At 62.3% G+C, this 21,215-nt stretch carries 21 protein-coding genes; 14 read left to right on the top strand and 7 right to left on the bottom strand.

The genetic code is table 11. The features are described 5' to 3' along the window. Positions 1-62 precede the first annotated feature (62 nt). From LRP30_RS40580 to LRP30_RS40570, 3 genes are all read left to right on the top strand, one after another. On the top strand, positions 63-959 hold the full coding sequence (locus LRP30_RS40580; RefSeq protein WP_249758407.1) for a 3'-5' exonuclease: 897 nt from the start codon (positions 63-65) through the stop codon (positions 957-959). A gap of 162 nt (positions 960-1,121) precedes the next feature. Further along, the gene (locus LRP30_RS40575) at positions 1,122-1,358 is read left to right on the top strand and encodes a hypothetical protein (RefSeq protein WP_249758406.1); all 237 of its coding nucleotides are present in this window, start codon (positions 1,122-1,124) and stop codon (positions 1,356-1,358) included. A gap of 73 nt (positions 1,359-1,431) precedes the next feature. Next, positions 1,432-2,142, top strand: coding sequence for a hypothetical protein (locus LRP30_RS40570; RefSeq protein WP_249758405.1), 711 nt, complete (start codon positions 1,432-1,434; stop codon positions 2,140-2,142). 31 nt (positions 2,143-2,173) lie between these two features. Here LRP30_RS40570 and LRP30_RS40565 read toward each other — a convergent pair whose 3' ends face one another. Then, positions 2,174-2,503, bottom strand: coding sequence for a hypothetical protein (locus LRP30_RS40565; RefSeq protein ID WP_249758404.1), 330 nt, complete (start codon positions 2,501-2,503; stop codon positions 2,174-2,176). A gap of 135 nt (positions 2,504-2,638) precedes the next feature. On the opposite strand from LRP30_RS40565, the gene LRP30_RS40560 reads away from it, so the two are divergent. Both LRP30_RS40560 and LRP30_RS40555 read left to right on the top strand, forming a co-directional pair. Further along, complete coding sequence (locus LRP30_RS40560; protein WP_249758403.1) at positions 2,639-2,824, top strand: hypothetical protein; 186 nt, start codon at positions 2,639-2,641, stop codon at positions 2,822-2,824. 23 nt (positions 2,825-2,847) lie between these two features. Then, entirely contained in the window at positions 2,848-3,408 is a 561-nt protein-coding gene (locus LRP30_RS40555) for a hypothetical protein (protein WP_249758402.1), read from the top strand. Between the two features lie 223 nt (positions 3,409-3,631). On the opposite strand, the gene LRP30_RS40550 is transcribed toward LRP30_RS40555, so the two are convergent. The 4 genes from LRP30_RS40550 to LRP30_RS40535 all read right to left on the bottom strand — a co-directional run bounded on the left by LRP30_RS40550 (position 3,632) and on the right by LRP30_RS40535 (position 7,454). After that, complete coding sequence (locus tag LRP30_RS40550; protein WP_249758401.1) at positions 3,632-5,317, bottom strand: DUF6538 domain-containing protein; 1,686 nt, start codon at positions 5,315-5,317, stop codon at positions 3,632-3,634. A gap of 224 nt (positions 5,318-5,541) precedes the next feature. Continuing rightward, the gene (locus tag LRP30_RS40545) at positions 5,542-5,970 is read right to left on the bottom strand and encodes a hypothetical protein (RefSeq protein WP_249758400.1); all 429 of its coding nucleotides are present in this window, start codon (positions 5,968-5,970) and stop codon (positions 5,542-5,544) included. Between the two features lie 299 nt (positions 5,971-6,269). Further along, positions 6,270-6,689 carry a hypothetical protein gene (locus tag LRP30_RS40540; RefSeq protein WP_249758399.1) on the bottom strand — a complete coding sequence of 140 codons (420 nt, stop codon included), beginning with the start codon at positions 6,687-6,689 and terminating at the stop codon, positions 6,270-6,272. Positions 6,690-6,698: 9 nt separating this feature from the next. Continuing rightward, positions 6,699-7,454, bottom strand: coding sequence for a hypothetical protein (locus LRP30_RS40535; protein ID WP_249758398.1), 756 nt, complete (start codon positions 7,452-7,454; stop codon positions 6,699-6,701). Between the two features lie 640 nt (positions 7,455-8,094). Between LRP30_RS40535 and LRP30_RS40530 the strand changes: the two genes are divergently transcribed. From LRP30_RS40530 to rplL, 4 genes are all read left to right on the top strand, one after another. Next, a complete protein-coding gene (locus tag LRP30_RS40530; RefSeq protein WP_249758397.1) occupies positions 8,095-8,346 on the top strand; it encodes a hypothetical protein in 252 nt (83 codons plus the stop codon). 534 nt (positions 8,347-8,880) lie between these two features. Continuing rightward, a complete protein-coding gene (locus LRP30_RS40525; protein WP_249758396.1) occupies positions 8,881-10,062 on the top strand; it encodes a hypothetical protein in 1,182 nt (393 codons plus the stop codon). Further along, positions 10,059-11,315, top strand: coding sequence for a hypothetical protein (locus tag LRP30_RS40520; RefSeq protein WP_249758395.1), 1,257 nt, complete (start codon positions 10,059-10,061; stop codon positions 11,313-11,315). Before LRP30_RS40525 ends, LRP30_RS40520 begins: the two co-directional genes overlap by 4 nt. Before the next feature lie 1,334 nt (positions 11,316-12,649). Further along, on the top strand, positions 12,650-13,024 hold the full coding sequence (gene rplL, locus LRP30_RS40515) for a 50S ribosomal protein L7/L12 (RefSeq protein WP_249761938.1): 375 nt from the start codon (positions 12,650-12,652) through the stop codon (positions 13,022-13,024). 58 nt (positions 13,025-13,082) lie between these two features. On the opposite strand, the gene LRP30_RS40510 is transcribed toward rplL, so the two are convergent. After that, complete coding sequence (locus LRP30_RS40510) at positions 13,083-14,675, bottom strand: integrase arm-type DNA-binding domain-containing protein (protein WP_249758394.1); 1,593 nt, start codon at positions 14,673-14,675, stop codon at positions 13,083-13,085. Between the two features lie 231 nt (positions 14,676-14,906). Next, positions 14,907-15,899, bottom strand: coding sequence for an alpha/beta hydrolase (locus LRP30_RS40505; protein ID WP_249758393.1), 993 nt, complete (start codon positions 15,897-15,899; stop codon positions 14,907-14,909). Between the two features lie 181 nt (positions 15,900-16,080). Between LRP30_RS40505 and LRP30_RS40500 the strand changes: the two genes are divergently transcribed. The 5 genes from LRP30_RS40500 to xylA all read left to right on the top strand — a co-directional run bounded on the left by LRP30_RS40500 (position 16,081) and on the right by xylA (position 21,206). Continuing rightward, the gene (locus tag LRP30_RS40500) at positions 16,081-16,662 is read left to right on the top strand and encodes an XRE family transcriptional regulator (RefSeq protein WP_128942033.1); all 582 of its coding nucleotides are present in this window, start codon (positions 16,081-16,083) and stop codon (positions 16,660-16,662) included. 42 nt (positions 16,663-16,704) lie between these two features. Next, positions 16,705-17,169 carry a GNAT family N-acetyltransferase gene (locus LRP30_RS40495; protein WP_164935111.1) on the top strand — a complete coding sequence of 155 codons (465 nt, stop codon included), beginning with the start codon at positions 16,705-16,707 and terminating at the stop codon, positions 17,167-17,169. A gap of 134 nt (positions 17,170-17,303) precedes the next feature. Continuing rightward, positions 17,304-18,347, top strand: coding sequence for a LacI family DNA-binding transcriptional regulator (locus LRP30_RS40490; protein ID WP_249758392.1), 1,044 nt, complete (start codon positions 17,304-17,306; stop codon positions 18,345-18,347). An 81-nt stretch (positions 18,348-18,428) separates the two neighbouring features. Further along, the gene (gene xylB / locus LRP30_RS40485; RefSeq protein WP_249758391.1) at positions 18,429-19,883 is read left to right on the top strand and encodes a xylulokinase; all 1,455 of its coding nucleotides are present in this window, start codon (positions 18,429-18,431) and stop codon (positions 19,881-19,883) included. Further along, entirely contained in the window at positions 19,884-21,206 is a 1,323-nt protein-coding gene (xylA, locus tag LRP30_RS40480; protein WP_128936866.1) for a xylose isomerase, read from the top strand. The last annotated feature ends 9 nt before the right edge of the window (positions 21,207-21,215 follow it).

The raw sequence follows: 21,215 nt of genomic DNA, 5'->3' as shown, positions 1-21,215 counted from the left end.
GGCGCGGTCGGTATGGTGCGGCACCCGGCACGTCCGGAGCCCGCAGCGCGTTTCGAGCAGAGATGTTTCAGGACATGACGGACATGGCCGCCTTGGCCGAGGCACTCGCCGGCTCACCGGACTACCGGGTGCTGCGGCGACTGGTACCGCGGCCCCTGTCCGCGCCCCCCGGCGGACTGGAGACCAGGGTCGGCATTTTGCTGGACACCGAGACGACCGGCCTCGATCACGCGAAGGACGAGATCATCGAGCTCGGGATGGTCAAGTTCGACTATACGCTCGATGGCAGGATCGTCGGCGTCCGCAACACCTTCTCCGCCTTCAACGAGCCGAGCGCGCCGATCTCCGCGGAAGTGACGGCACTCACGGGCATCACCGACGAGATGGTGGCTGGTCACAGATTCGACGATGCGGCCATCGCGGCCTTCGTAGACGACGCAGTCATCATCATAGCGCACAACAGCGGCTTCGATAGAAAATTCGCCGAACGGTATTGGCCTGTGCTTGAGCACAAGGCCTGGGGCTGCAGCATGAGTGAGGTCGACTGGCGCAAACACGGCTTCGCGGGCACCCAACTCGCCTATCTGCTGCACGGAGCCGGTTATTTCCACCAGGCCCACAGGGCCGTGGACGACTGCCACGCGTTGCTGGAGATCCTAGACTTCACGCTGCCGACGACCGGCGCGCCGGCACTCGCCGCGCTACTGGAGAACGCCCGCAAGCCAACGGTGCGGGTATGGGCCGAGCAGTCGCCGTTCGAGTTGAAGGATTCGCTGAAACGCCGCGGGTACCGCTGGAGTGACGGCACTGACGGCCGGCCCAAGTCCTGGTACGTCGACGTCGGCGAGTCCGCCGTCGACGACGAACTCGCGTTCCTGAAGGCGGAGATCTACCTGCGCGACGTCGAGCCGCGCCTGCAGACGTTGACGGCTTTCACCCGGTTCTCCTGCAGGGTCTGAAAGCACCTCCGCGGCGCCCGGAAATGGATCTATCTGCATGTTGAGTAGGCCGCGGATGGGGGCGGGTCGAACTCTTGCCTGGGGCGCCCTGGTCGGCCACCATTGATTGCGATTCGCTCGATCGTTTCTTGATTGACGGCATCTCGAGCGATTGGTGATCAGATGGCCTTCACGTTGAACCAGGCATTCCGGATTCTGCGCGAGCGCGGCATAACCGAGATGAAAGTGGGCCTGCCGGAGAATGAGATCTCCGTGGACCACGCCGACAAATGGACCGTCTACAGCTACAAAAAAGACTTCTACTTTTGCGTAGATTTGGACGGGAACGTCGTCGGCGGTCGGAAGACTTTCGAGGAGAGGCTGTCTCTACTAAAGCCGAAGAAATCCAAAGCGCGCTAGGGTTGGCCCCTGTAGGCTTCAGGGCCGACGCCGCACGAACTAGGGAGGCCGTGCATGAACGCCGACCGCCGGTATGCAGTGGCCTCGCTTTTTTTTCGACTATGTGAAGAGCCCCTCGTTGCGCCATCTGCGCGACCCCTACAGCGTGCACAAGCTTGCGCGGGACATCGTCAACGCCGTCGATCGGGCAGGCTCGGTCTGGGGCAAATGGGATGCGGACCGAGAAGAGGTGGCTAAGGCTGCTGCTCCATGTTGGATTCCGACGGAGGACCTGCTCGCCTCCCTCAATAATTTGCCGGGTCCGCAACTGACCAAGACGGACGTGGAGCAGCGTCTGCGTGCAATCTGGGAAGAGCCCCACACCAGCTATCCGAAAGAAGACCTCAAGGATGGTTGCCTGGCGCTGTACCTTGCCGAAAAGGCGCAAGGTACCGAGATGCGCGCAATCATCGGAGCGCTTCAGGAGCATCTGGAGCGGGAGGATGAGAGGCTTCGACGGGAGCAGGACGAGCGATATCGCAAGCTGAAGGAAGAAGAGCGGACGAAGCTCGAACAACGCTTTCTATCGGGAGCGGATTGCGGTTGGACATCAGTCGCCAAATCTGAGGCCTTCTATTGCCGCCGCAACGGTCGAACCTTTCGCATTGTACAGGGCAAAGACAAGCGTTGGACTCTCTTCCGCGTCAAGTCGGTCGACGACAAAGGCGACATGCTCGGCGTTTATCAGGGGCGGGGAGATGCAAATAAGGCGCTAAAGACGATCGCCTATGCGAACGAGCAGTAGGTCTAGTCTGCGCCGGGGGGAGTGTTGCGCACTAGGATTCCCGCTTCGGCGGCTTTTTCGGTCGCTCATTGCGGGCGGGGCCAACGATGCTGCGATATTTCGGCGACAACGGCGGTTGTTCGCCGCCATTAAACCAGACATCGTCCGGCTGTCCTCTCAGAACGATCCGCCAGATGTCGACTTCGCCGCTCTCGGAAATCCGTTTCATGGCCCGTAGAACCGATACCCGATGCTTCTTCTCGACTTCGTGCGTTCCGAACACTTCGCAGCAGACGTCGTACGTGGAGAGAATGTTGTTGCGCTTCTTCCGTTTGAACAGATCGACGATCTTGCGTTCGACATGACCTGGGCCTCTGCTCACGCCAAATCCCTCGGAAGTTAAGTGTTTCCGATATTATCGGAGCCTTGGTATAACTGGAAGCACGAAAGGTAGCTCGCTCGTCGCGCTCCCGGTCGTCGGACATCGTCCGAGATCACGGCTTCCAGCGGAGAATCCATGTTCAGCAAACACACGTTCGGCGCCCGCAGCTACAGCCATTATCGCGGATATCGAGAAAAGGGCGAACCGGGTCCCGGCCTGACGAAAGCCTGGCGCGCCGCGCAGAAGGAGCGCCGGCTTCGCGCCGAAGCGCGAAGGGCCGTCCATGAGGCCTCCGCCAAGCGTCCGCGATGGGGAGGATGAGCACGCGATAGGGAGCGATCCACATGCCGCAGCACCCCGAGCCCCACGTTCGAAGGGCCGTCCGCCTCCTGGCTATGGTCGGCGAACTCCACCGGCGCGGATACCAGAAGCTGAGAGTGATGCCGTTCATGTCGCCGAGCGGCAATCACTGGCGCTGCTGGATCGGCCCGGACACCCTGTTCTATCGCGACCACGGCGCCTACTTGCGCGATTTCGGTTTCAGCGAGACGCAGCGCGACAGTTCGAGTGCCCGCTACACCTCCGGAGAGGAAGCACGCTATTTCGGTTGGACGGATGCGGAGCGCGACGACGCGAGATCGCTCGCCGACAAGTTCGTCGGTCGCTTCGTCCGGCTGGCCGGAGAAGGCAAGGGGTGGAGCTACACCTACGCCGGCTGGTATCAACGACTTCTTGGCCTCGCCGAGCGCGGATGGCTACCCGTCGTCATGCACGACGGGCCGTCATCTTCGCTTAAGAAGATCAACCTCTCCGATCTTAGGCCGGCGGAATGGCGGACCGAAGGCGAACAGCAGCCCTCTCTACCGCTTCCTCCCGCAGGAAAGTCTTCCGAAAACTTGCGCTGAGCAGCGGTTCGGAGCGCGCATGGAACGGTGAATCCTTCGTTGCTTCAATCGCCCCGAAATGGCTCGACATTCAGCGCCGAATCGACCGAACAGGTGGTACACAGCGGTGGTCACAGATCGCGGCCGGGCTATTTAGGAATCCTTGTTTTTCGGCGGTTTTCGCGCATACGGCGCTTTGAGGAAGAGAGTCCCACTTTCTCTTCCACCCGCTCTCGGCTTGATACTATCCGGCAATTCGAGCCCGCGATGCGCGTGCTGCCTTGCGCTTCTCCTTTGCGACCTTCGCGACCGCGACGTCGAAATTGGTGCGCCGACGCCGCTTGTGAGGAGCAGGCGGCCCATCGAAGGCGGCGAGCTCGTAACGCGGATACTTCTCGATCTCCTTGGACATGGTCAGCATCCAGTGGTCGCCGTAGTCGTTTCCCGAGTTGGCGTCTTTCGGCCGATAGCCGGTGATGAAGCCTTCCACTTCGCGGTCCATCTCCACGTGCCGTGCCATGCTCTTGAACACATGACGCCAGCCGTGGTTCGGCTTGACGTCGTACGGAATGCCCAAGCTGTGCACCCACTGCCCGATCCGTTCGGCGACCTTGTGGAATTGCGGGTGCCGCGCTGTACCGCCGCGATGACGTTCGGGGTCGTAGAACAAGGGCTTGTTCAGCTTGCGTCGTTCTTCGACGTAATCCAAGAATCTCTGTCCGAACTGTTGGTCGATGACATGCGAATGGATCGGCACGGGGCGCCACTGCGCTGTCTTCTCCCGGTACGGCTTGATCATCATGCACCAGATGCCGTAGCCCCGAGGCTGGATGTCGTCCGGATGCAGACTGGTGAGTTCGTTGACCCGCGCGCCGCTGTAGGCGCACAGCCACGGCAGCCAGCGGCGGGCCGCGGCCATCTCGACCGAGATGAAATCGCTCGGCGCGACGAGAGTGGCCGTCAGGATCTTTCTAGCTTCCTCCCGTGTGAAGCCCTTCCGCGGCGGCTCCTTCTGTTCCTTTTCTTTTTCGGCGTTCTCCGAGGCATCCTCGTCGCGGACGCGCATGCCGAGGAAAGGATTCTGATCGAGCTTGCGGCGTTCGACCATGAAGCCGGCGGTGGCGGAAAGCGCCGCGATGAAGACCTTGCGGATACTGTCCCGCGGGACCTTGTTCGCGATCAATTCGTCGACCCAATCGTAACCATGAGACGTCTTGATTTGCTTTAGGTCCCGAAGCCCCGTGAAATCGCAGAATTCCTTCACCTTCTTTCGCCAACGGGTCGCGGTACGTCCCTCGGCTCCGCCCTTTAGCCCCCCCTTCTTTGCGTACTCTTCGAACGCCGCGAGGAAGTCGAGCGCGGGAGTGGTGCGCTTCGGAAAATTGTCAAGATTCGCGAGTTCATCGAACTCACCGATCCTGGCATGCTCGACGTCGGCGGCGGCCTCCCGTCTGGCCCGGATCAGGAGGGGCACGAGACGCTCGACGTTGGCTGGCGAGGTCTCGTACCCTCCAGCTTCGAGGATTTCGATGGCGTCAAGCTCGAGTGACTCGTCGTCGCCCAGGGTCATCCTCAGCTTGTTGAAGCCGGTCGGCGGCTCCGGCATCCACCGGTTTCGGACCCGCCTATGCTCCTCCCCGCGCAGGGCGTGCAGGTCCAGATGGGTCAGCTTGAACGGCTCCGGGACGAAGGTCTTGGCCGGGGCCGGCGGGCCCGCTCCCTGGGCGCGCAGGCGAGCCCAGTCGGCTTCGATCGCGGCGTTGAGCGCGCCGATCTTTATGTTGGCCTGTCGCTCGTCCTTGGTGCCGAGACTGGCCCATACCTCGGTTTTGCCGACGAGGGCGCGGAGCTTTTCCGGCACCTTCTTCCGCATCCAGTAGAAATCGCTGGTCGGGCGCTTGATCGGCTTGGGCATCTTGATCGACGGCATGGTGGAGCACCTCGGTGTAGCACCGGCCGTTCAAGAACCCCTGAAATCGAAGGATAAACTTGTAGACAAGGGATCTTCGACACCCGTCGGGGGCGAGTCCCACTCTCTCCGCCAGCGAGCCATTATCAGTGAAGTTTGTGGATGGCGGACCTGGAGACCACGGGCGGAGAAGGCAAGAGTTTGTTTGCGGGGGCGAGCACCTCGACGCGTCCGGCGCGCTTAGTTCAGTGGCCATTTTGAGGCGGCGGCAACGCCGGACGTCGCGGCTTACGGACGAGCGCCTTCCGCTCTTTTTGGCAAGCCGCGAGCAAAGCTTGGGTCCAGAGCGCCATCCCCTCCGCTTTCAACGCGATGCGTTGGGATGAGTTGTAGTGGATTTCCGTAACCGGGGTCATCCGCTCCCTTTCAGGCATATCGTCCCGAGGAAGCTTATGACCAAGGATCGCGGAGGCCGCGCCACCCAGACGCTTATCGTCTAGAAACTCTCCGAGCGTCCGGCGGATGTCGTGGAGCGTCCAGGGCCGAGTGCCGTAGTACGCGAAGAGGTCAACGCGCACCTTTGCTTTCTTGGCCGCCTTCGGGCCGGGCTTGCCGGGACGGTCCGGCTTGTTCTTGCTGCGATGGTCGAAAACTCTTCCCTGCAGGCGATACATGAGAAGGTTGAGCGCGGACTGAGTGATGCGCTCGCTCGACTTGCGGCCCGAGAACAGGCGACGCGACGGTTCGCGGGCATCGTGGTGGCTCTCGCGAAAGCCAAAGCGGCGGGAGCCAACGAACGCCTCCGGGGCAAAAGGCCTCGGAACCGAGCCGAACGTCGCCGCGGCGGTCGATGGAGCGGATCGTTGGGTCGACGCGACGCTATCTGGCTCGCGTTCAGACCCAATCCGCGGGCGCCGGCTTCCTTATGATGCGCTTGCTCCGCCAGCCGTACTCCCGTGCGACGTGGAGAATGTTAGCCGCACGGTGGAATGCCGCGCGCGTCAGCGTCCTCTTGCGTGGTCTCGCCGTAGTCGTTCCCGTCCTTGTCGACGATGTTGACGATGTTCGAGTCTCCAGCTTTCATGTAGCAAAGAGAGTTCGCGGCCCTCGCGAGGGTCGAATCGGAACTGCCGATCGTTCTCCGGAACTTGAGGACCGCCTCGCCATGCCTGACCACAGCGCCGATATCCTCACCGTGCAGTGAGGTAATCTTCAATTCCTTAAGGTAGGCCCAGCGCGCCCGTTCGCTTTTGGGCCGTGCAGCGGGCTTGAGGCGGGCAGGAGGCTTCGGCGGCCTCGCTTTCGCCGCGCCCTTCTTTGCGGCCGACGTTCGGACCTTTGCCTTCAGTCCTGCCTTGGACGACTTCGACTTGCCTTCGTTCTTCTTCGCCATTGCCTGCCTCTATCGTGGTGCAAAGCGGGTTTCCCGAAGCCCCGCCCTGAGCTGCTCGTTGACATGGAACGCCTGAGCGAGAGACGACAGCGATTGGCCGCCGCGGGCCAATCGACCGAATGTGAACACGACCTGATGGGTACGCATCCGGTTCGCACTCAAGAACGTGCCGGCTGGATTCACCGTCCCGGTCGAGAATTTCCAGGTAGGCGAAATGTCGCCCGAGATCGTCTCCTTGATGGAAACCGTCTGCGTAAGCACATTCTTTTCCCCGGCGATGATGTTTCTGTCATCGTCTGGGCTATCGGCGAGGCCGATCGTGACGAGTTGGATCCTCGATTCGAGCAACGGCAGAATCCTCAGGTCGATGTCGACAAGCGGAGAGCCTTGCTGGCCAGTCGACGGATGCCGGCAGGGGCGTTCCTGATTGTTGGTGCGGAAGAGGTCCGGTTTGTAGAGTGCCGACAAGGGATAGAAGACATTGAACGTATTGTCGTTGGTGGCGACCGACGCCCCTGAAACTCCGCCGGTCAGCGTGAACACCGGGGACAACGGCGATAGGGGCGCCCACAGGCCCGTCGGATTCACGGTGGCCGACTCCGACACGGTCAGGTCGGTAGCGACTTCGACGCCCCAATTGACAAGATAGTCACTGTAGGTACGTCCGCTTCGCCTCTTGCGAGCCAGCTCCAAGTCGTTCTGGACCGCCACTGTGACGGCATAGCTCAGTTCGCACACGATGCTGCGGACAAGCGTGCGGTTCATCCTCTCGACGTCCTTCGTCTCCGAGTTCGGCCAGTCTCGCTGGCTGGGGATGTAGGTCCCGCAAGCGACTTGCAGCAAGCACAACGAGAGACCGGTGAGGAATCGAAGTCGCATCGGGGGCCGCCTCCAGCAGCGACGCTGAATCGAATTTCGACGCCCTCGCGCAGATCAAACGAAAGGAGATTCGAGAGAAGGCGCCCCAAAATAGGCAGGTAGCAATAAGGAAAGTTATCCGAGCCTAGTGGGCGTCGTTGCGAAAGTCTGTCGCCGAACTACAACACCAAAGCAATTTTTGGTTGTGTTTTTGCACGGCACCGGGCGGGCTACCGTCTCTGGGTACCACGCCGGGAATGGCCTCGGTGCGCAACCGTCCTCTAGAACCGCGTGTCCAAGCAATCGACAATTTCGTGGCGAGCCGTCCGTCTAACCACGGCGACGAGGCTGCCGAACACAAGCAACTGACCTGGGAGACGCCGCCGTCCGAGAGGCTTTGAGAAGTGGACAAGCACGGCCTTCAAGGGCTCCCACCGCATGACATGCCGGATCGTGAAGGACGGGCGCGTCCAAGCGGAGACCTCCTCACATCGTGAAGGTAGCGCCCGGACGTTGGTGGAAGCGCTAGACGTCGAAGGAACGAAAGATGGTCAGCACGATAGCCGTTCAGACCGCAAGCGTCAGCGACGCCATGGCCGCCTACACGATCGGCTTTGCCAAACTGGAGGTCCACCGAAGATCCGATCGGCGCTGGCTCCGGGTCTCGGTGGGCATGGGCATCGCGCCGGAAGTCGGAATGGGCGCTATCCGCTTCAGTCTCGGGCGCGGTACGACGCCCGGCGAGATCGATGAGGTCGTGGGCGTCTTCGAGGGATCGTCTAGCCCTTCTCGCGGCTAGGACCGCAGCCGCCCCTCGACGCCAGCGGGAACGGCGGTGCAACTCATCGCGCTCGGATCGGGCCGGGCCACGACAGGGACCTCTGACGTCGGTGGAATCGCCTGCCTGAGCAGTTTGCCATGGCTTGCAGCCACCTTCTCCCGGGGTCGGTCGTGGAAAGCTCTATAGCTTTTGTTTTCTCCGACGAGGGGTGCCGCCTAAGCCCGCAGCTGCGGGAAGGCAGGGCGCTCCGGAAATCGACTCAGGCACGCCCATTGGTGGCATTGCATTTGGTCAATCAATCTTGACTTCGAAAGTTGTGATATTGATAGTGCTAAACCTTGAGGAATCTATATTTGATTTTGCGAATTGTTGCTCGCCACTAGCACTGTTCAACGGCTGTTGGTCGCCCGAAGGACCAATTTTGAGGGTCGGCCTCCCTATCGACTTGAATGGCGTCCGGCTGCTTCATTGGAGGATTGCCCCTTGAGGCGTCAAGATCGCGTTTGCGCAATGCGGAAGGACCTGGCCGTGGCGTTCGTTACGAGCCCATAAATGAAGATTGCGGCGACAGTCACAACTGTAAACCTGAGGGCTACGATGGACCAGCTTGTATTCGTACACGGGGTTAATACGCGCAAAGGAAGCAGTTATGATCTCGAGGTTGAGAACCGCGATAGGCTGTTCAAGAAGACGGCTTGGGCCGATGCACCTCTGAACATACGCAACGTCTACTGGGGTGATCTGGCTGCGCAGTTCGGCTACGATCTCGCTTGCCTGCCAAGCAACGGCCCGAAATCGGCGAGCTTCGGCTTGCTTGGTGGTATCGTAGCGCCCGGGGCGGTTGGGCAGGCTCAGCCTTTAAGCGGACTCGCGTCGACCGACTTCGGAGCCATGATCGATGCGATCTTCGTAGCCTTGGTCGAGGAAGCCGAAGCGGCCGGGAAGCAGTTGACGGACGAACAGATAGAGAAGTTTCGTGTCGCCGGCGAATACGCAGTGAATAACGCTGCCCTTCCACCTTCTTGGGCTACTGGAGCAGCGTCGGATCAGACGGTCGTTTCGGAGCTACGCAAAAGGGTCGAGCCGACCGCGACAGCTTCGTTTGGGCTTGGCGACGACATAGTCAGTGCAGCGAAATCGCTTGCCGACCGGGCACGCAACTTAGTGTCATCAGGTATCGCGCCGATAATTCGCGATGGAGCAAGTCCGCTTGTGGCGCGGTTTCTCGGCGATATCTTTGTCTACCTATACGACCACGGAGCGGCGTCGAAACGAACGAAAATACGCGAGATCATTGCAAACGGTGTGAATGAAGCCGCGCTTGAAGCAAAGCAGCACGGCGGCAAGCTCGTCCTCATCGGGCACAGCCTAGGCGGCGTTGTTCTGCGCGACATGCTTGGAGACGCGTCGTCTGGCATCGACCAAAACATCAGAATAGATTTGCTGGCCACGGTTGGTTCGCAGCCTGGTCTTTTTCAGGAGATGAACCTGCTTGGAAATTCGACGAAGGCGCCGCAGAAGGTCCCGCTTGTGGCGGCGATCGGCTCATGGTGGAACGTCTACGACCCGGTTGATTTGCTATCGTTCCGCTGCGCGCCGATGTTTGAGGATGTGACCGACTTCGAATTCAGCTCGGCGACTGGCCTCATAGACGCGCACACGACTTACTTCAAGCGGCCACGTTTTTACGCGCGGCTGCGCGAGCGGCTTCAGGAAGTCGGTATTGGCGCATGAGTCTCGTCTACGAAAGAAAGATTAATGGTCCGGCGACCCATGCATTCGTCATCGGCGTTGGCGCCTATCCTTACGCGAAGCCGGGCGCATCGCCGTTTGGTCCTAATACGCCATTGCCTCTTTCCAACGTCCCCGACCTGGATAGTGCGCCAGTAGGCGCCAAATTGTTCTGCGACTGGGTCATTAGCCATGCGGACGGTCTGCCGGCTCCGCTCGGGAGCGTGCACATTGCGCTTTCAGCGCCGCCGCCGGCGCCTTCGTCTGCTACTCAGTACGAATGGAAAAGCAGATTTGCGACGGGATCGGCGGTCGATCCCCGTGGAAATTCGATAGCAGTCTCGTCGACGGATGCCGTCTCGATTCAGAAGGACGGAACCGATTGGTCTCAGCGGCTCCTCAGCGTTCCAAACCAAGTCGCCATATTTTACATTTGTGGACATGGAGCCGCGGTGCCTACGCGCTCAATTGTTTTGCTATCGGATGTGGCAGGGGGCCCTATTGCGACCAAAAGTCCTTGGGAGTCTCATATCGATGTACAGTATCTTGCCGGCATTATGTCCCGCCAGCCCGAACTCCAGGAAGGCTATCTATTCGTTGACGCCTGCCAGGAAGTGATCACCGACGTTGTGCTGGGCCAGATCGATTCGTCCGTAGGCATCGGTGACACGCTGCGATTTTTCCCACCGAGTCTTGCGATGACGAAGAATAAGGTGCTGCTGCTGGTGCCAGGGCCGATGGGACAATTGACCTACGATGACGGCAAGGCAGGTGGAGGGCGCTTCACGCAAGTTCTTGTGGAGGCGCTGAACGGAGCTGGGGCAAGAAACTACAGCGGTGCTGGACAGTGGGGCGTGCTCTTGGACGGCCTGCCGCGTGCCATGAACATACTCTATCGATTGCGCGGTTGGCCTCTGGACGCATTTAACCCGACGCCTGTCAGGTCGTTTGTTTCTTCCGGTCCGATCGTTAGATACCAAACACCGCCCGAGGTTCCGTTCGCCGTAATGCTGGATCCGGCCATTGCAATCAATCAAGCGGATCAGGTCTGTCTGAGGGATGCTGCCGACAACGTTATCGCCGCTCGCGCCGATCGAGCTGAACAGTGGATAGGGAGGGCGCAGGCACGCATGGACTTGTGCTACCTTCAAGCGACTTTCGCGAAGGAAAATGCAAATTATCGGTCCCAATCGATCACGCGGGTCGACCTATCAGAAATGCGCGTCGATCCAGTCTTGCTCCACCGGGTCACGTAATGCCAAGAATCACTATTGAGCCGCCAAAGGACTCCGGGGCCGTTCGCATAGGGGTGTTCGCCCCAGACGGGCAGGTGCTGGTAGTTCCTCGATTGGTCCTTCCGCCGGCTGGCACGTTCGAGTTCGACGCGCCACAGGTAGGAACATACACCGCCAGTCTGGAATCGCTCGGCGCAGGGCAAGTACTGTGGAGCTTCCCCGTAGCGTCGGACACCTCAAAGTTGGAGGCCCCTTCGCTCGATTCTCTCCGAGGGCGAGGTGCACTGAGCTCGGCCAGGCACAGCACGTCAGGGGGGGCCAACGCGGAAATGGCGGGGGAGTTCGCGGCAATCGAACTCTGGAGCGAAAACCATCTCGGGGCATTGCCCGATATGCTCCAGACGCACGCCGTCGCTTCGCAGCGGCGACTCGACGTAGGCAACATGTCAACGGGCGCCACAATGAGCTTCAATCCCGGTCCTGGGTCCGCCTATAGTCTCGGGCTATCGTACGACAGCCAGCCGCTACGTACCGGGGGATGGCGGCCCTTCACGGCGAGCAACGTCAGCACTCGCCGAACTACATCGGGAGATGTAGAAGTTGAATTTGATCGCGGTGGCGAACTTCCTCCAGCTAATTCAGGAGCCCGCTTAAGACTTTCGTTTGCGATCGAAGCAAACCGCGTTCAGCGTGTACTTGTTCCTTTGTTCGCTGGGGGCGTCAAAGTCAGAGTCCGCACTTCGGAGGCGCCCTATCTCAGCGGCGATACCCTGAGTATCGTTCCGTCCCGCCCGGAGACGCATGCTCTGCTCCAAGCTCTTACCTCCACTTCGACTGAAACCGCGACGGGCATCTGGAACGAAATCGGTCATGGTCCCGCCCATCTGGCCCGCTACGCGAGCGCCGATGTGGGCGACGATCCTTGGGTCTCGGCGGCGGTAGGCGTGTTGATGCTGCGATTGGGCTGGCTCCACCACAACGATCACTGGGTAGAGGATTTGGCACAAAGGCACCCTTGGCTATCCGATGCGTCTATCCTCGCGGCGCATCAACGTCTCGCGCAAACGCCGCCGGACGTAGATGGGGCAATAGAGCATCTGCAGCAGGCCCGTCGTGTCGGCGCTGTTTACTTTTTCGAAGCCAACAGATTACAGGGGGATCTGCTAGTCGCGTTGGCTGCCGACAGTCCCCAAGAGAATCACCGCAAGCTCGCCGCCGTGGAGCTCGCGCGCTGGCGCAGCAATCTGGCGAACCAAGTTCAAGTCGGAGCATTCTTCTCTTGGCTCATGACGCGTGGCGCGCGCACTCGCGGGGGCCTCGATCAACGTTACAGCAACATTCTCGATAGTGGTCATTTGACGAGTCAATCTCCCCGAATCAGCACGCTATCGCGCCTTACGGTGCTCGAGGCTGCGGATTTGGCAAGGCGTCTGGAGGAGAAGTGGGGCGTTTCCGCCGTTACCCCGACTGCGACGACCAGTCGAATCCCTGGCGCAGCCTCTGCCTCGGCGCAAGAGAAGACCGAGTTTACAGTCGTTCTCGCCAAGGCGGGTAGTAACAAGATCGAAGTCATTAAGGAGGTTCGTGCGATCACTGGCCTCGGCTTGAAAGAAGCAAAGGATCTGGTCGAAGGCGCGCCTCGACCACTGAAAGAGGGCATCGACGCGAACGAAGCGGAAAGACTCAGGGTGCAGTTGGAGAAGGCGGGCGCAAAGGTTGAGCTCAAATAGCACCGGCGCAGTATCAGCAACGCCTATCACGGACTTCCAACAGCTGTGAGCTCAATGGTTAGTTTGGTGGCAGCAACGCTGGTCGCGGCTTGCGGATGAGCGACTTCCGCTCTCTTTGGCAAGCCGCGAGTAAAGCTTGCGTCCAGAGCGCCATCCCCTCTGCTTTCAGCGCGATGCGTTGGGACGAGTTGTAGTGGATCTCCGTGACCGGGGCCATTCGCTCCCTCTCGGGCATATCGTCCCGAGGAAGCTTATGCCCAAGGATCGCGGAGGCAGCACCGCCCAGGCGCTTGTCGTCTAGAAACTCTCCGAGCGTCCGGCGGATATCGTGGAGCGTCCAGGGCCGAATGCCGTAGTACGCGAAGAGATCGACGCGCACCTTTGCCTTCTTGGCCGCCTTCGGGCCGGGCTTGCCGGGGCGGTCCGGCTTGTTCTTGCTACGATGATCGAAGACTCTTCCTTGCAGGCGATACATCAGGAGATTGAGGGCGGACTGAGTGATGCGCTCGTTCGATTTGCGGCCGGAGAACATCCATTCGGACTTTCCGCCGGAAGCCTTGTAGTAGCGTTCCAGCACCTTGAGCGCTTCAGGCGGTACGGGGAGAGCATGCGGCCTGCCGCCGTCCTTGCCTCCTTTCATCTCCTCGGCGGTCCAGTTCGCGATCTTCCACCCGGGGAGCTTCGCCTTCTTCTCCGGAGCAAACAGGCGATCAGGCCGCAGAACCAGAAGCGATCCGGTCCGCTGTGCCATGAGCGCCGCTGCCCACAATGCGCCGATCGTACCCGGATAGGTTTCGTGTTCGTTGTCGGACAGATGCGTAAACATGTCGGCGATCACCATCGTGCGGGCGATCTCTTCGATTTTGGGCGTGTGGTGTCGGACCTTCCACTTGTACTTGACCGACCACCTCTCCCACCACGCGTGCTGGACCTGGTCAAGGCCAGCCTTAGCGGGGTGATAACTCCATGCCCAAGTCAACATCTCCCGCCCCTGCCGAACGGCGCGATGCACGGTCGAGGGTCGGTATGCCGCAAGCATTCTGTCCCTGACTATTTCGAGGTCGGCAGCAGCCAGTTCGGACACTGGGCGATCAATGAGCAGGGCGAATTCGGGCAATCGAAGGTACCGCGCGTAGCGATCCCGATATCCCTTCTTGAGCTCGGGCAGCTTTTCCGAGAGAAACTGCTCGGTCAGTTGCCCCCACGTCCAAACGGAGTGGATTTCACCCTTGAGGCGGCGCCGGCCAAGCTCCGAGTTGTCGTCGGCGATCTCGTCCGCGGTCTCCCATTCCAAACTATCGTCGTAGCTCTTGTGCCCGTTGAACCCATGCGAGCGGAGCTTGACCAGCGTCTCCACGAAGACCTTCAGGTCGCGCCCTCGTTTGGCTGCTTCGCGTGTCCTATGCGCGATGTACCTTGCGGTCGGCAGGGAAATGTCTACGCAACGTCCAATCTTGATGGTACGGTCGCGTCGACGGATCAACCAGGCGGCGTCGGACTTGGTAATACGCAGCGTTAGGCCCACGCACTCGGTGTCCCGCCATTCGATTTCCCGAGCTTTGGCTTCGGGCGTGCGAGACATCTTGATCGCGACCGATACGTCGTGAGGGGCGATCGCCTTGCTCTTCCGTTCGTAATGCACCCCGGCCATAGCCTAACCTCTACAACAATTCTACAACACGTCCTGAAAACACTGAGATTTTGCCTCTGGTAGCTGAAGTAGCCTTAAAATGCAATTAATTGAGGTTTTTCAGTTGCTTGAGATGAGGCTCCGACCGTCGAGAAAGGTCGGAATGTCCCTTCCCAAGCTGCATACGAGGGTTCGATTCCCTTCGCCCGCTCCAAGCTTTTCCAGTTCCGGCGAATCTCGGCCGCTGCACGGCTAGTTCGGCAGGCTTCGCAGGAATTCCACGAGCGCCGCGTTCACCTCCGCCGGCCGCTCCTGCTGCGTCCAATGTCCGCAGCCCGGCAGCATCTTGATCTCGCGTAGCTGCGGCACCCATTGTCTCATGTTGGCGAGATGCTCGGCGGCGCCGGGGAAGGCAAGGACCATGTCATGGTCGCCGGCGATGAAGAGCGATGGCACGACCACCTTCACGCCCTCGAAGGCGCCCATCAGCTCCCAGTTGCGATCGATGTTGCGGTAGTAATTGAGCGGTCCGCGAAATCCGCTGCGGGCAAATTCGGCGCCATAATGGTCGAGGTCGGGGCCGTTCAGCCATGAGGGCAGCGGCACCTGCACCTTCGGCAACATGCCGTCCTTGCGCGAGACCATCCCGACGCCGGCGGTCCTGCCGGCGCGCTCGGCATTGGCGCGGATCGCCGCCACCCCTTCGCCGGAACCGCCAAACAGCATGGCGCCGAGTGTTGCGCGCGGATCCCTTTCGAATTCCGCTTCGGCGACACCCGGCTCCTGAAAGTACAGCTGATAGAACTGCGCATCCGCCGTCTGCGGCATGACGCTGGTCGGCCGCACCGGACTGCGTGGGCGATAGGGTACGCTGAGGATGGCGGCGGCACGGAAGCGATCGGGACGCAGGCGCGCCGTGTGCCAGGCGATCGTCGCGCCCCAGTCATGCCCGACGATAACGGCGTCCTTGGCCTCGAACGCGTCGAGCACGCCGACGAGATCGCCGATCATATGGAAGATCGTATATTGGTCGATCGCTTCCGGCCGGTCGCTCTTGCCGTAGCCGCGCATGTCGGGCGCGACAGCGTGGTAACCGGCCGCTGCCAGCGCCTCGAGCTGGTGGCGCCAGGAGTACCAGCCTTCCGGAAAGCCGTGGCAGAGCAGCACCATTGGCCCCTCGCCCTGCTCGGCGATGTTGAGGCTGATGCCGTTGGCCTTGATCGTCCGCTGCGTCGGCTCGCCCATGTCGTCGCCTCCCTGACATGATTGTTGGGAGCATCCTAATCGGGCCTCCAGGCTGCGCAAAGATTCTAATATATTGCACCGTCGCTCCCGGCGTTCGCCTCTCGCCCAGTTTAGGCTCTTGCCCAGGCGGCATGCAGTCGTTGCGCCGGGCAACGCTTGGATGAAGGCCAGGGCTGAAAAAATGGACCAGCAGAAACTCGATCGCGCGATCGGTCGGCGCCTGAAGACGCTGAGGACGCAGGCGGGCATGACGTTGAACGAACTTGCGGCGCGGTCCGGCGTCAGCCGGGCCATGATCGGGCGGGTGGAGCGGGCGCAGAGCAGTGCGACGGCCGCACTGCTCGGAAAACTCTGCGCGGCGCTGGATGTGTCGCTGAGCGATGTCGTCGCGCTGGCCGAGAAGCCGCCGGAGCGGCTGGTGCGGCTTGCCGACCAGCCGCATTGGCGCGATCCCGACAGCGGCTACCGGCGACGTCATGCCTCGCCGCCGGATGCGGCAAGCGGCATCGAGATCATCGTCGTCGACCTGCCGGCCGGCGCCCGCGTTTCCTACAGTCCCTGGGGCCGCAACGCCTTCACCCAGCAACTGTTGATGCTGGAGGGCGCGATCGCCGTGCATATCGACGCCAAGGCGGTGCGGCTGCGCGAGGGCGACTGTCTGGATTTCGACGTGATGCGCGCGGTGATGTTCGAGAACGAGACCCGTCAGGATGCACGCTATGTCATCATCACGCGGCGCGGCGCCTCTTACGGAAAGATGTGATGGCACTGACGCGATCCGAGACGCTGGAGTGAAGCCTTGACGATGCAGATCCGCACCGGCGACACCTTTGATCCGCGCGTCATCGCGCTGCTCGATCATCACGTCACGGCGGCGCGGGCGCAGACTGCGCCTGGCAGCGCCCATGCGCTCGATCTCGCGGGGCTTCGCGCGCTTGATATCGCGTTCTGGACAGGTTGGGACGGCGAGACGCTGGTCGCCACCGGCGCGCTGAAGACGCTTTCGGCTGACCACGGCGAGGTGAAGTCGATGCACACGCTGCAGACCACGCGCCGGCGCGGCTTCGGCGGCCAGATGCTCCGCCACATCATCACGCAAGCCCGCGTGCGCGGCATGGCGCGGCTCAGCCTAGAGACCGGCTCCTGGGACTATTTCAAGCCGGCGCACGCCCTCTACCAGGCCCACGGCTTCGTCGCCTGCGGCCCATTCGAGTTCTATGTCGAGGACCCCAACAGCCTGTTCCTGACGCTCGACCTGACCACCGGCTGAGCCTGCGACCGGTGCGAGGCGCATCCAGCCTCAACCTGTTCGCACTGTTCGCGGGAGCGGTGGCGGGGAGGAAAATGACCAGCATTCCTCAAAATGAGTTGCGTACCTCAAAACACCTCTGCTAGCCTTCAGCCATGGCCGAGACGCTCACCCCGACTGCGCTGACGCTGAAGGATATCGCCCGCGAGGCCGGCGTCAGCCTCGCCACGGTCGACCGCGTCCTGCACAACCGTCCGGGCGTCCGGCCGGACACGGTCCGGCGCGTCAGGGAAGCGATCGAGCGCAATGCGTTCCAGCCACACGTCGCCGCCGCCGAGCTCGCCCGCAGCCGCGTCCGGCGCTTCGCCTTCGTGATGCCGTCGGGGCCGAATCCGTTCATGCAGCAGATCGAAGCCTATCTCGGTGAAATGTCGGCCTGGCTGTCGGCCCGCCGCCTCAGCGTCGAGATGGTCGCAACCGACGTGTTCGACCCCTCCGCGCTCGCGGCCTCGCTGGAGTCGCTCTCGGGCGATTACGACGGCATCGCCGTCGTGGCGCTGGACCATCCCGGCGTCCGCGCCGCCATCAACGATCTCGTCGATGCCGGCACCAAGGTGGTGACGCTGGTCTCGGACGTGCCGTCCTCGGGCCGCCACCATTATGTCGGCATCGACAACATCGCTGCGGGTCGCACCGCCGGCGCGCTGGTCGGGCGGCTGGTCGGCCAGAGGTCCGGCAAGGTCGCGATCGTCGCGGGCTCGCAGGGCCTGCGCGACCACGCCGAGCGCATCTTCGGCTTCAACCAGGTGATGGCGACGGAATTCTCCGATCTTAGCGTGTTGCCGGTGCTGGAAGGGCGCGACGAGGACGAGCGTTCGGAGCAACTGCTGGCGCAGCTGTTCGGCAGGCATGCCGACATTGTCGGCCTTTATAACGTCGGCGCCGGCACGCAAGGCGTGGCCAAGGCTTTGACCGATGCCGGCCGCGACAAGCAGGTGGTGTTCGTCGGACACGACGTCACCGCGTTGACACGGCGGCTGCTGTTGCAGGGCGTGATGGATGCGGCGATCTCGCAGAATCCCGGCCACGAAGCGCGTGCTGCCGTGCGCGTTCTGCTCGCGCTCGCCCGCGGCGAGCCGATCTTGCGCGAACAGGAGAAGATCAGGATCGACATCGTGATGCGGGACAATCTGCCCTAGCGGCAGTGGATTTCGAAATGGTCCGCTGCGGTGAACGCGACGTCAAGATCGCGCACCGCGACAGGCAAAAGGGAGGATGGCGTGTATCTCGGCGTGGACATCGGCACGTCCGGTGTGAAGGCGGTGCTCGTGAGCGAAGCCGGCGCGATTGTCGCGACGGCCGCGCGCGAGCTTGCGCTGTCGCATCCCGCGCCGCTGTGGTCCGAGCAGGACCCTGATGCCTGGGCCGATGCGGCGATCGGCGCGGTCGACGATCTCGCCGCCCGCCATCCGCGCGAAGTCGCCGCGGTCCGTGGCATCGGGCTATCAGGCCAGATGCACGGCGCAACCCTGCTTGGCGAGGATGGCCGGCCGCTGCGTTCCGCGATTCTCTGGAACGACGGCCGCTCGCAGGCCGAATGCGTCGCGCTGGAGCGGCGCTGTCCGTCGCTGCACGCGATCGCCGGCAATCTCGCCATGCCCGGCTTCACCGCGCCGAAGCTGCTTTGGGTCGCGCGGCATGAGCCAAAAATCTTCGATCGCGTGGCAAAGGTGCTGCTGCCCAAGGCCTATGTCCGCTATCGCCTCACCGGCGAAATGGTCGAAGATATGTCGGACGCGGCCGGCACGCTGTGGCTCGATGTCGGTCTGCGCCGCTGGTCGGCTCTGTTGCTGCATGCCACCGGGCTCGATCTGCATCATATGCCGCGCCTCGTCGAGGGCAGCGAAGTGAGCGCGGTGCTCGCGCCGGAATGGGCGCAGCGCTGGGGCATGACCGGGGATGTCGTGGTTGCCGGCGGCGCCGGCGACAATGCGGCGAGCGCGATCGGGCTTGGCGCGATCGCGCCGGGCAATGCCTTCCTGTCGCTGGGCACATCCGGCGTGGTCTTCCGCGTGACCGACCGGTTCGCGCCAGCGCCCGCTTCGGCCGTGCATGCCTTCTGCCACGCGCTGCCCGGCCTCTGGCACCAGATGGGGGTGATGCTGTCGGCAGCGGCCTCGCTCGCCTGGCTGTCAGGCGTGATGGAGACGCCGGCCGCAGCGCTCTTGGCGCCGCTCGGCGAGCGCGTCGACGGGCCGAGCCCCGTCTCCTTCCTGCCGTACCTGGATGGCGAGCGCACCCCACACAACGATGCCGCTGCCAGCGGCGCCTTCGTCGGCTTGCGCGGCGCGACCGCGCGGGCGCAGATCGTGCAGGCCGTGCTTGAAGGCGTCGCCTTTGCCGCGCGCGACAATCTGGCGGCGCTGAGCGCAGCGAGTGGACCGCTTGCCGAGGTCGATCTCGTCGGCGGCGGCTCGCGCTCGCCGCTGTGGGCACAGATCTGCGCCGACGTACTCGGCATTCCCGTCCACCGCATCGAGGAAGGCGAAGTGGGCGCCGCGCTCGGCGCTGCGCGTCTCGGCCGCATCGCCGCGACCGGCGAAGCTCCTGCGGAGGTCTGCAAACCCCCGCGGCGGCTCGCGAGCTTCACACCCCGCCCGTCCGTCACTGCGGCCTATGACGAGGCCTATCGGCGGTGGCGCGCGCTTTATCCTGCATTGAAGGAGTCTCTTTAAGTGAACGTGTCAGCCAAATTCTTCGATGCAAGCGCTCCTGTCACCTTCGGCGGTGAGGATGCAGGAAACGCCCCCGCCTTCCGCTGGTACGACAAGGACCGCCTCGTGCATGGCCGCCGGCTGGAGGACCATTTGCGCTTTGCGGTCTGCTATTGGCATTCGTTCTGCTGGCCGGGCGGCGATCCCTTCGGCGGTGAGACTTTCCTGCGACCCTGGCACCACGGCAATGATGCGATGGCGCTGGCGCGGGCCAAGGCCGATACCGCCTTCGAGCTGTTTCGCCTGCTCGACGTGCCGTTCTTCACCTTCCACGACGTCGATGCGGCGCCGGAAGGTGCTTCGCTCGCCGAATCCGTCGCCAATCTCAACGCGATCGCCGATCTGTTCGAAGCCAAGATGGCTTCCGCGAAGGTCCGCCTGCTCTGGGGCACCGCCAATCTGTTCACGCATCGCCGCTACATGGCGGGCGCCGCGACCAACCCGGACCCCGAGATATTCACCTATGCCGCCGGCCAGGTCCGCGCCGCGCTGGAGGTGACGCATCGGCTCGGCGGCCAGAACTACGTATTGTGGGGCGGGCGCGAGGGCTACGAGACGCTGCTCAACACCGATCTCAAGCGCGAGCTCGACCAGCTCGGCCGCTTCGTCTCGCTGGTCGTCGAGCACAAGCACAGAATAGGCTTCAAGGGCCCGATCCTGATCGAGCCGAAGCCGAAGGAGCCGACCAAGCATCAATACGATTTCGACGTCGCCACCTGTTACGGCTTCCTCGAGCGCTACGATCTCCTGAAGGACGTCAAGCTCAACATCGAGCAGAACCACGCCATCCTCGCCGGCCACTCCTTCCATCACGAGGTCGCGCTCGCCGAGGCGCTCGGCGTGTTCGGCTCGCTCGACATCAACCGCGGCGACGATCTGCTCGGCTGGGACACCGACCAGTTCGCGATGAACGTGCCGGAGCTCGCCTTGGTGTTCCACGAGATCCTGAACCGCGGCGGCTTCACCACGGGCGGGCTCAATTTCGATGCCAAGATCAGGCGTCAGTCGATCGATCCTGACGATCTGATCCATGCCCATGTCGGCTCGATGGATGCCTGCGCGCGCGCATTCCTCGCCGCCGCCGACATGCTCGACGCCGGCGCGCTCACCACGCCGCTTGCGAAGCGTTACGAGGGATGGGCCGGCCCCGAGGGCCGGGCCATTCTCGGCGGCCAGCGTTCGCTCGCCGATCTCGCCGACCGTGCGCTTGGCCCCGGCTTCGACCCGCAGCCGCGCTCGGGGCGGCAGGAATATCTGGAATCCCTGGTCAACCGCTACGTCTGAGGAAGTCCG

This window comes from Bradyrhizobium sp. C-145 (genome assembly GCF_023375135.1).
Taxonomy (GTDB): Bacteria; Pseudomonadota; Alphaproteobacteria; order Rhizobiales; family Xanthobacteraceae; genus Bradyrhizobium; species Bradyrhizobium zhanjiangense.
This window is presented reverse-complemented; position numbering and strand designations above follow the sequence as displayed.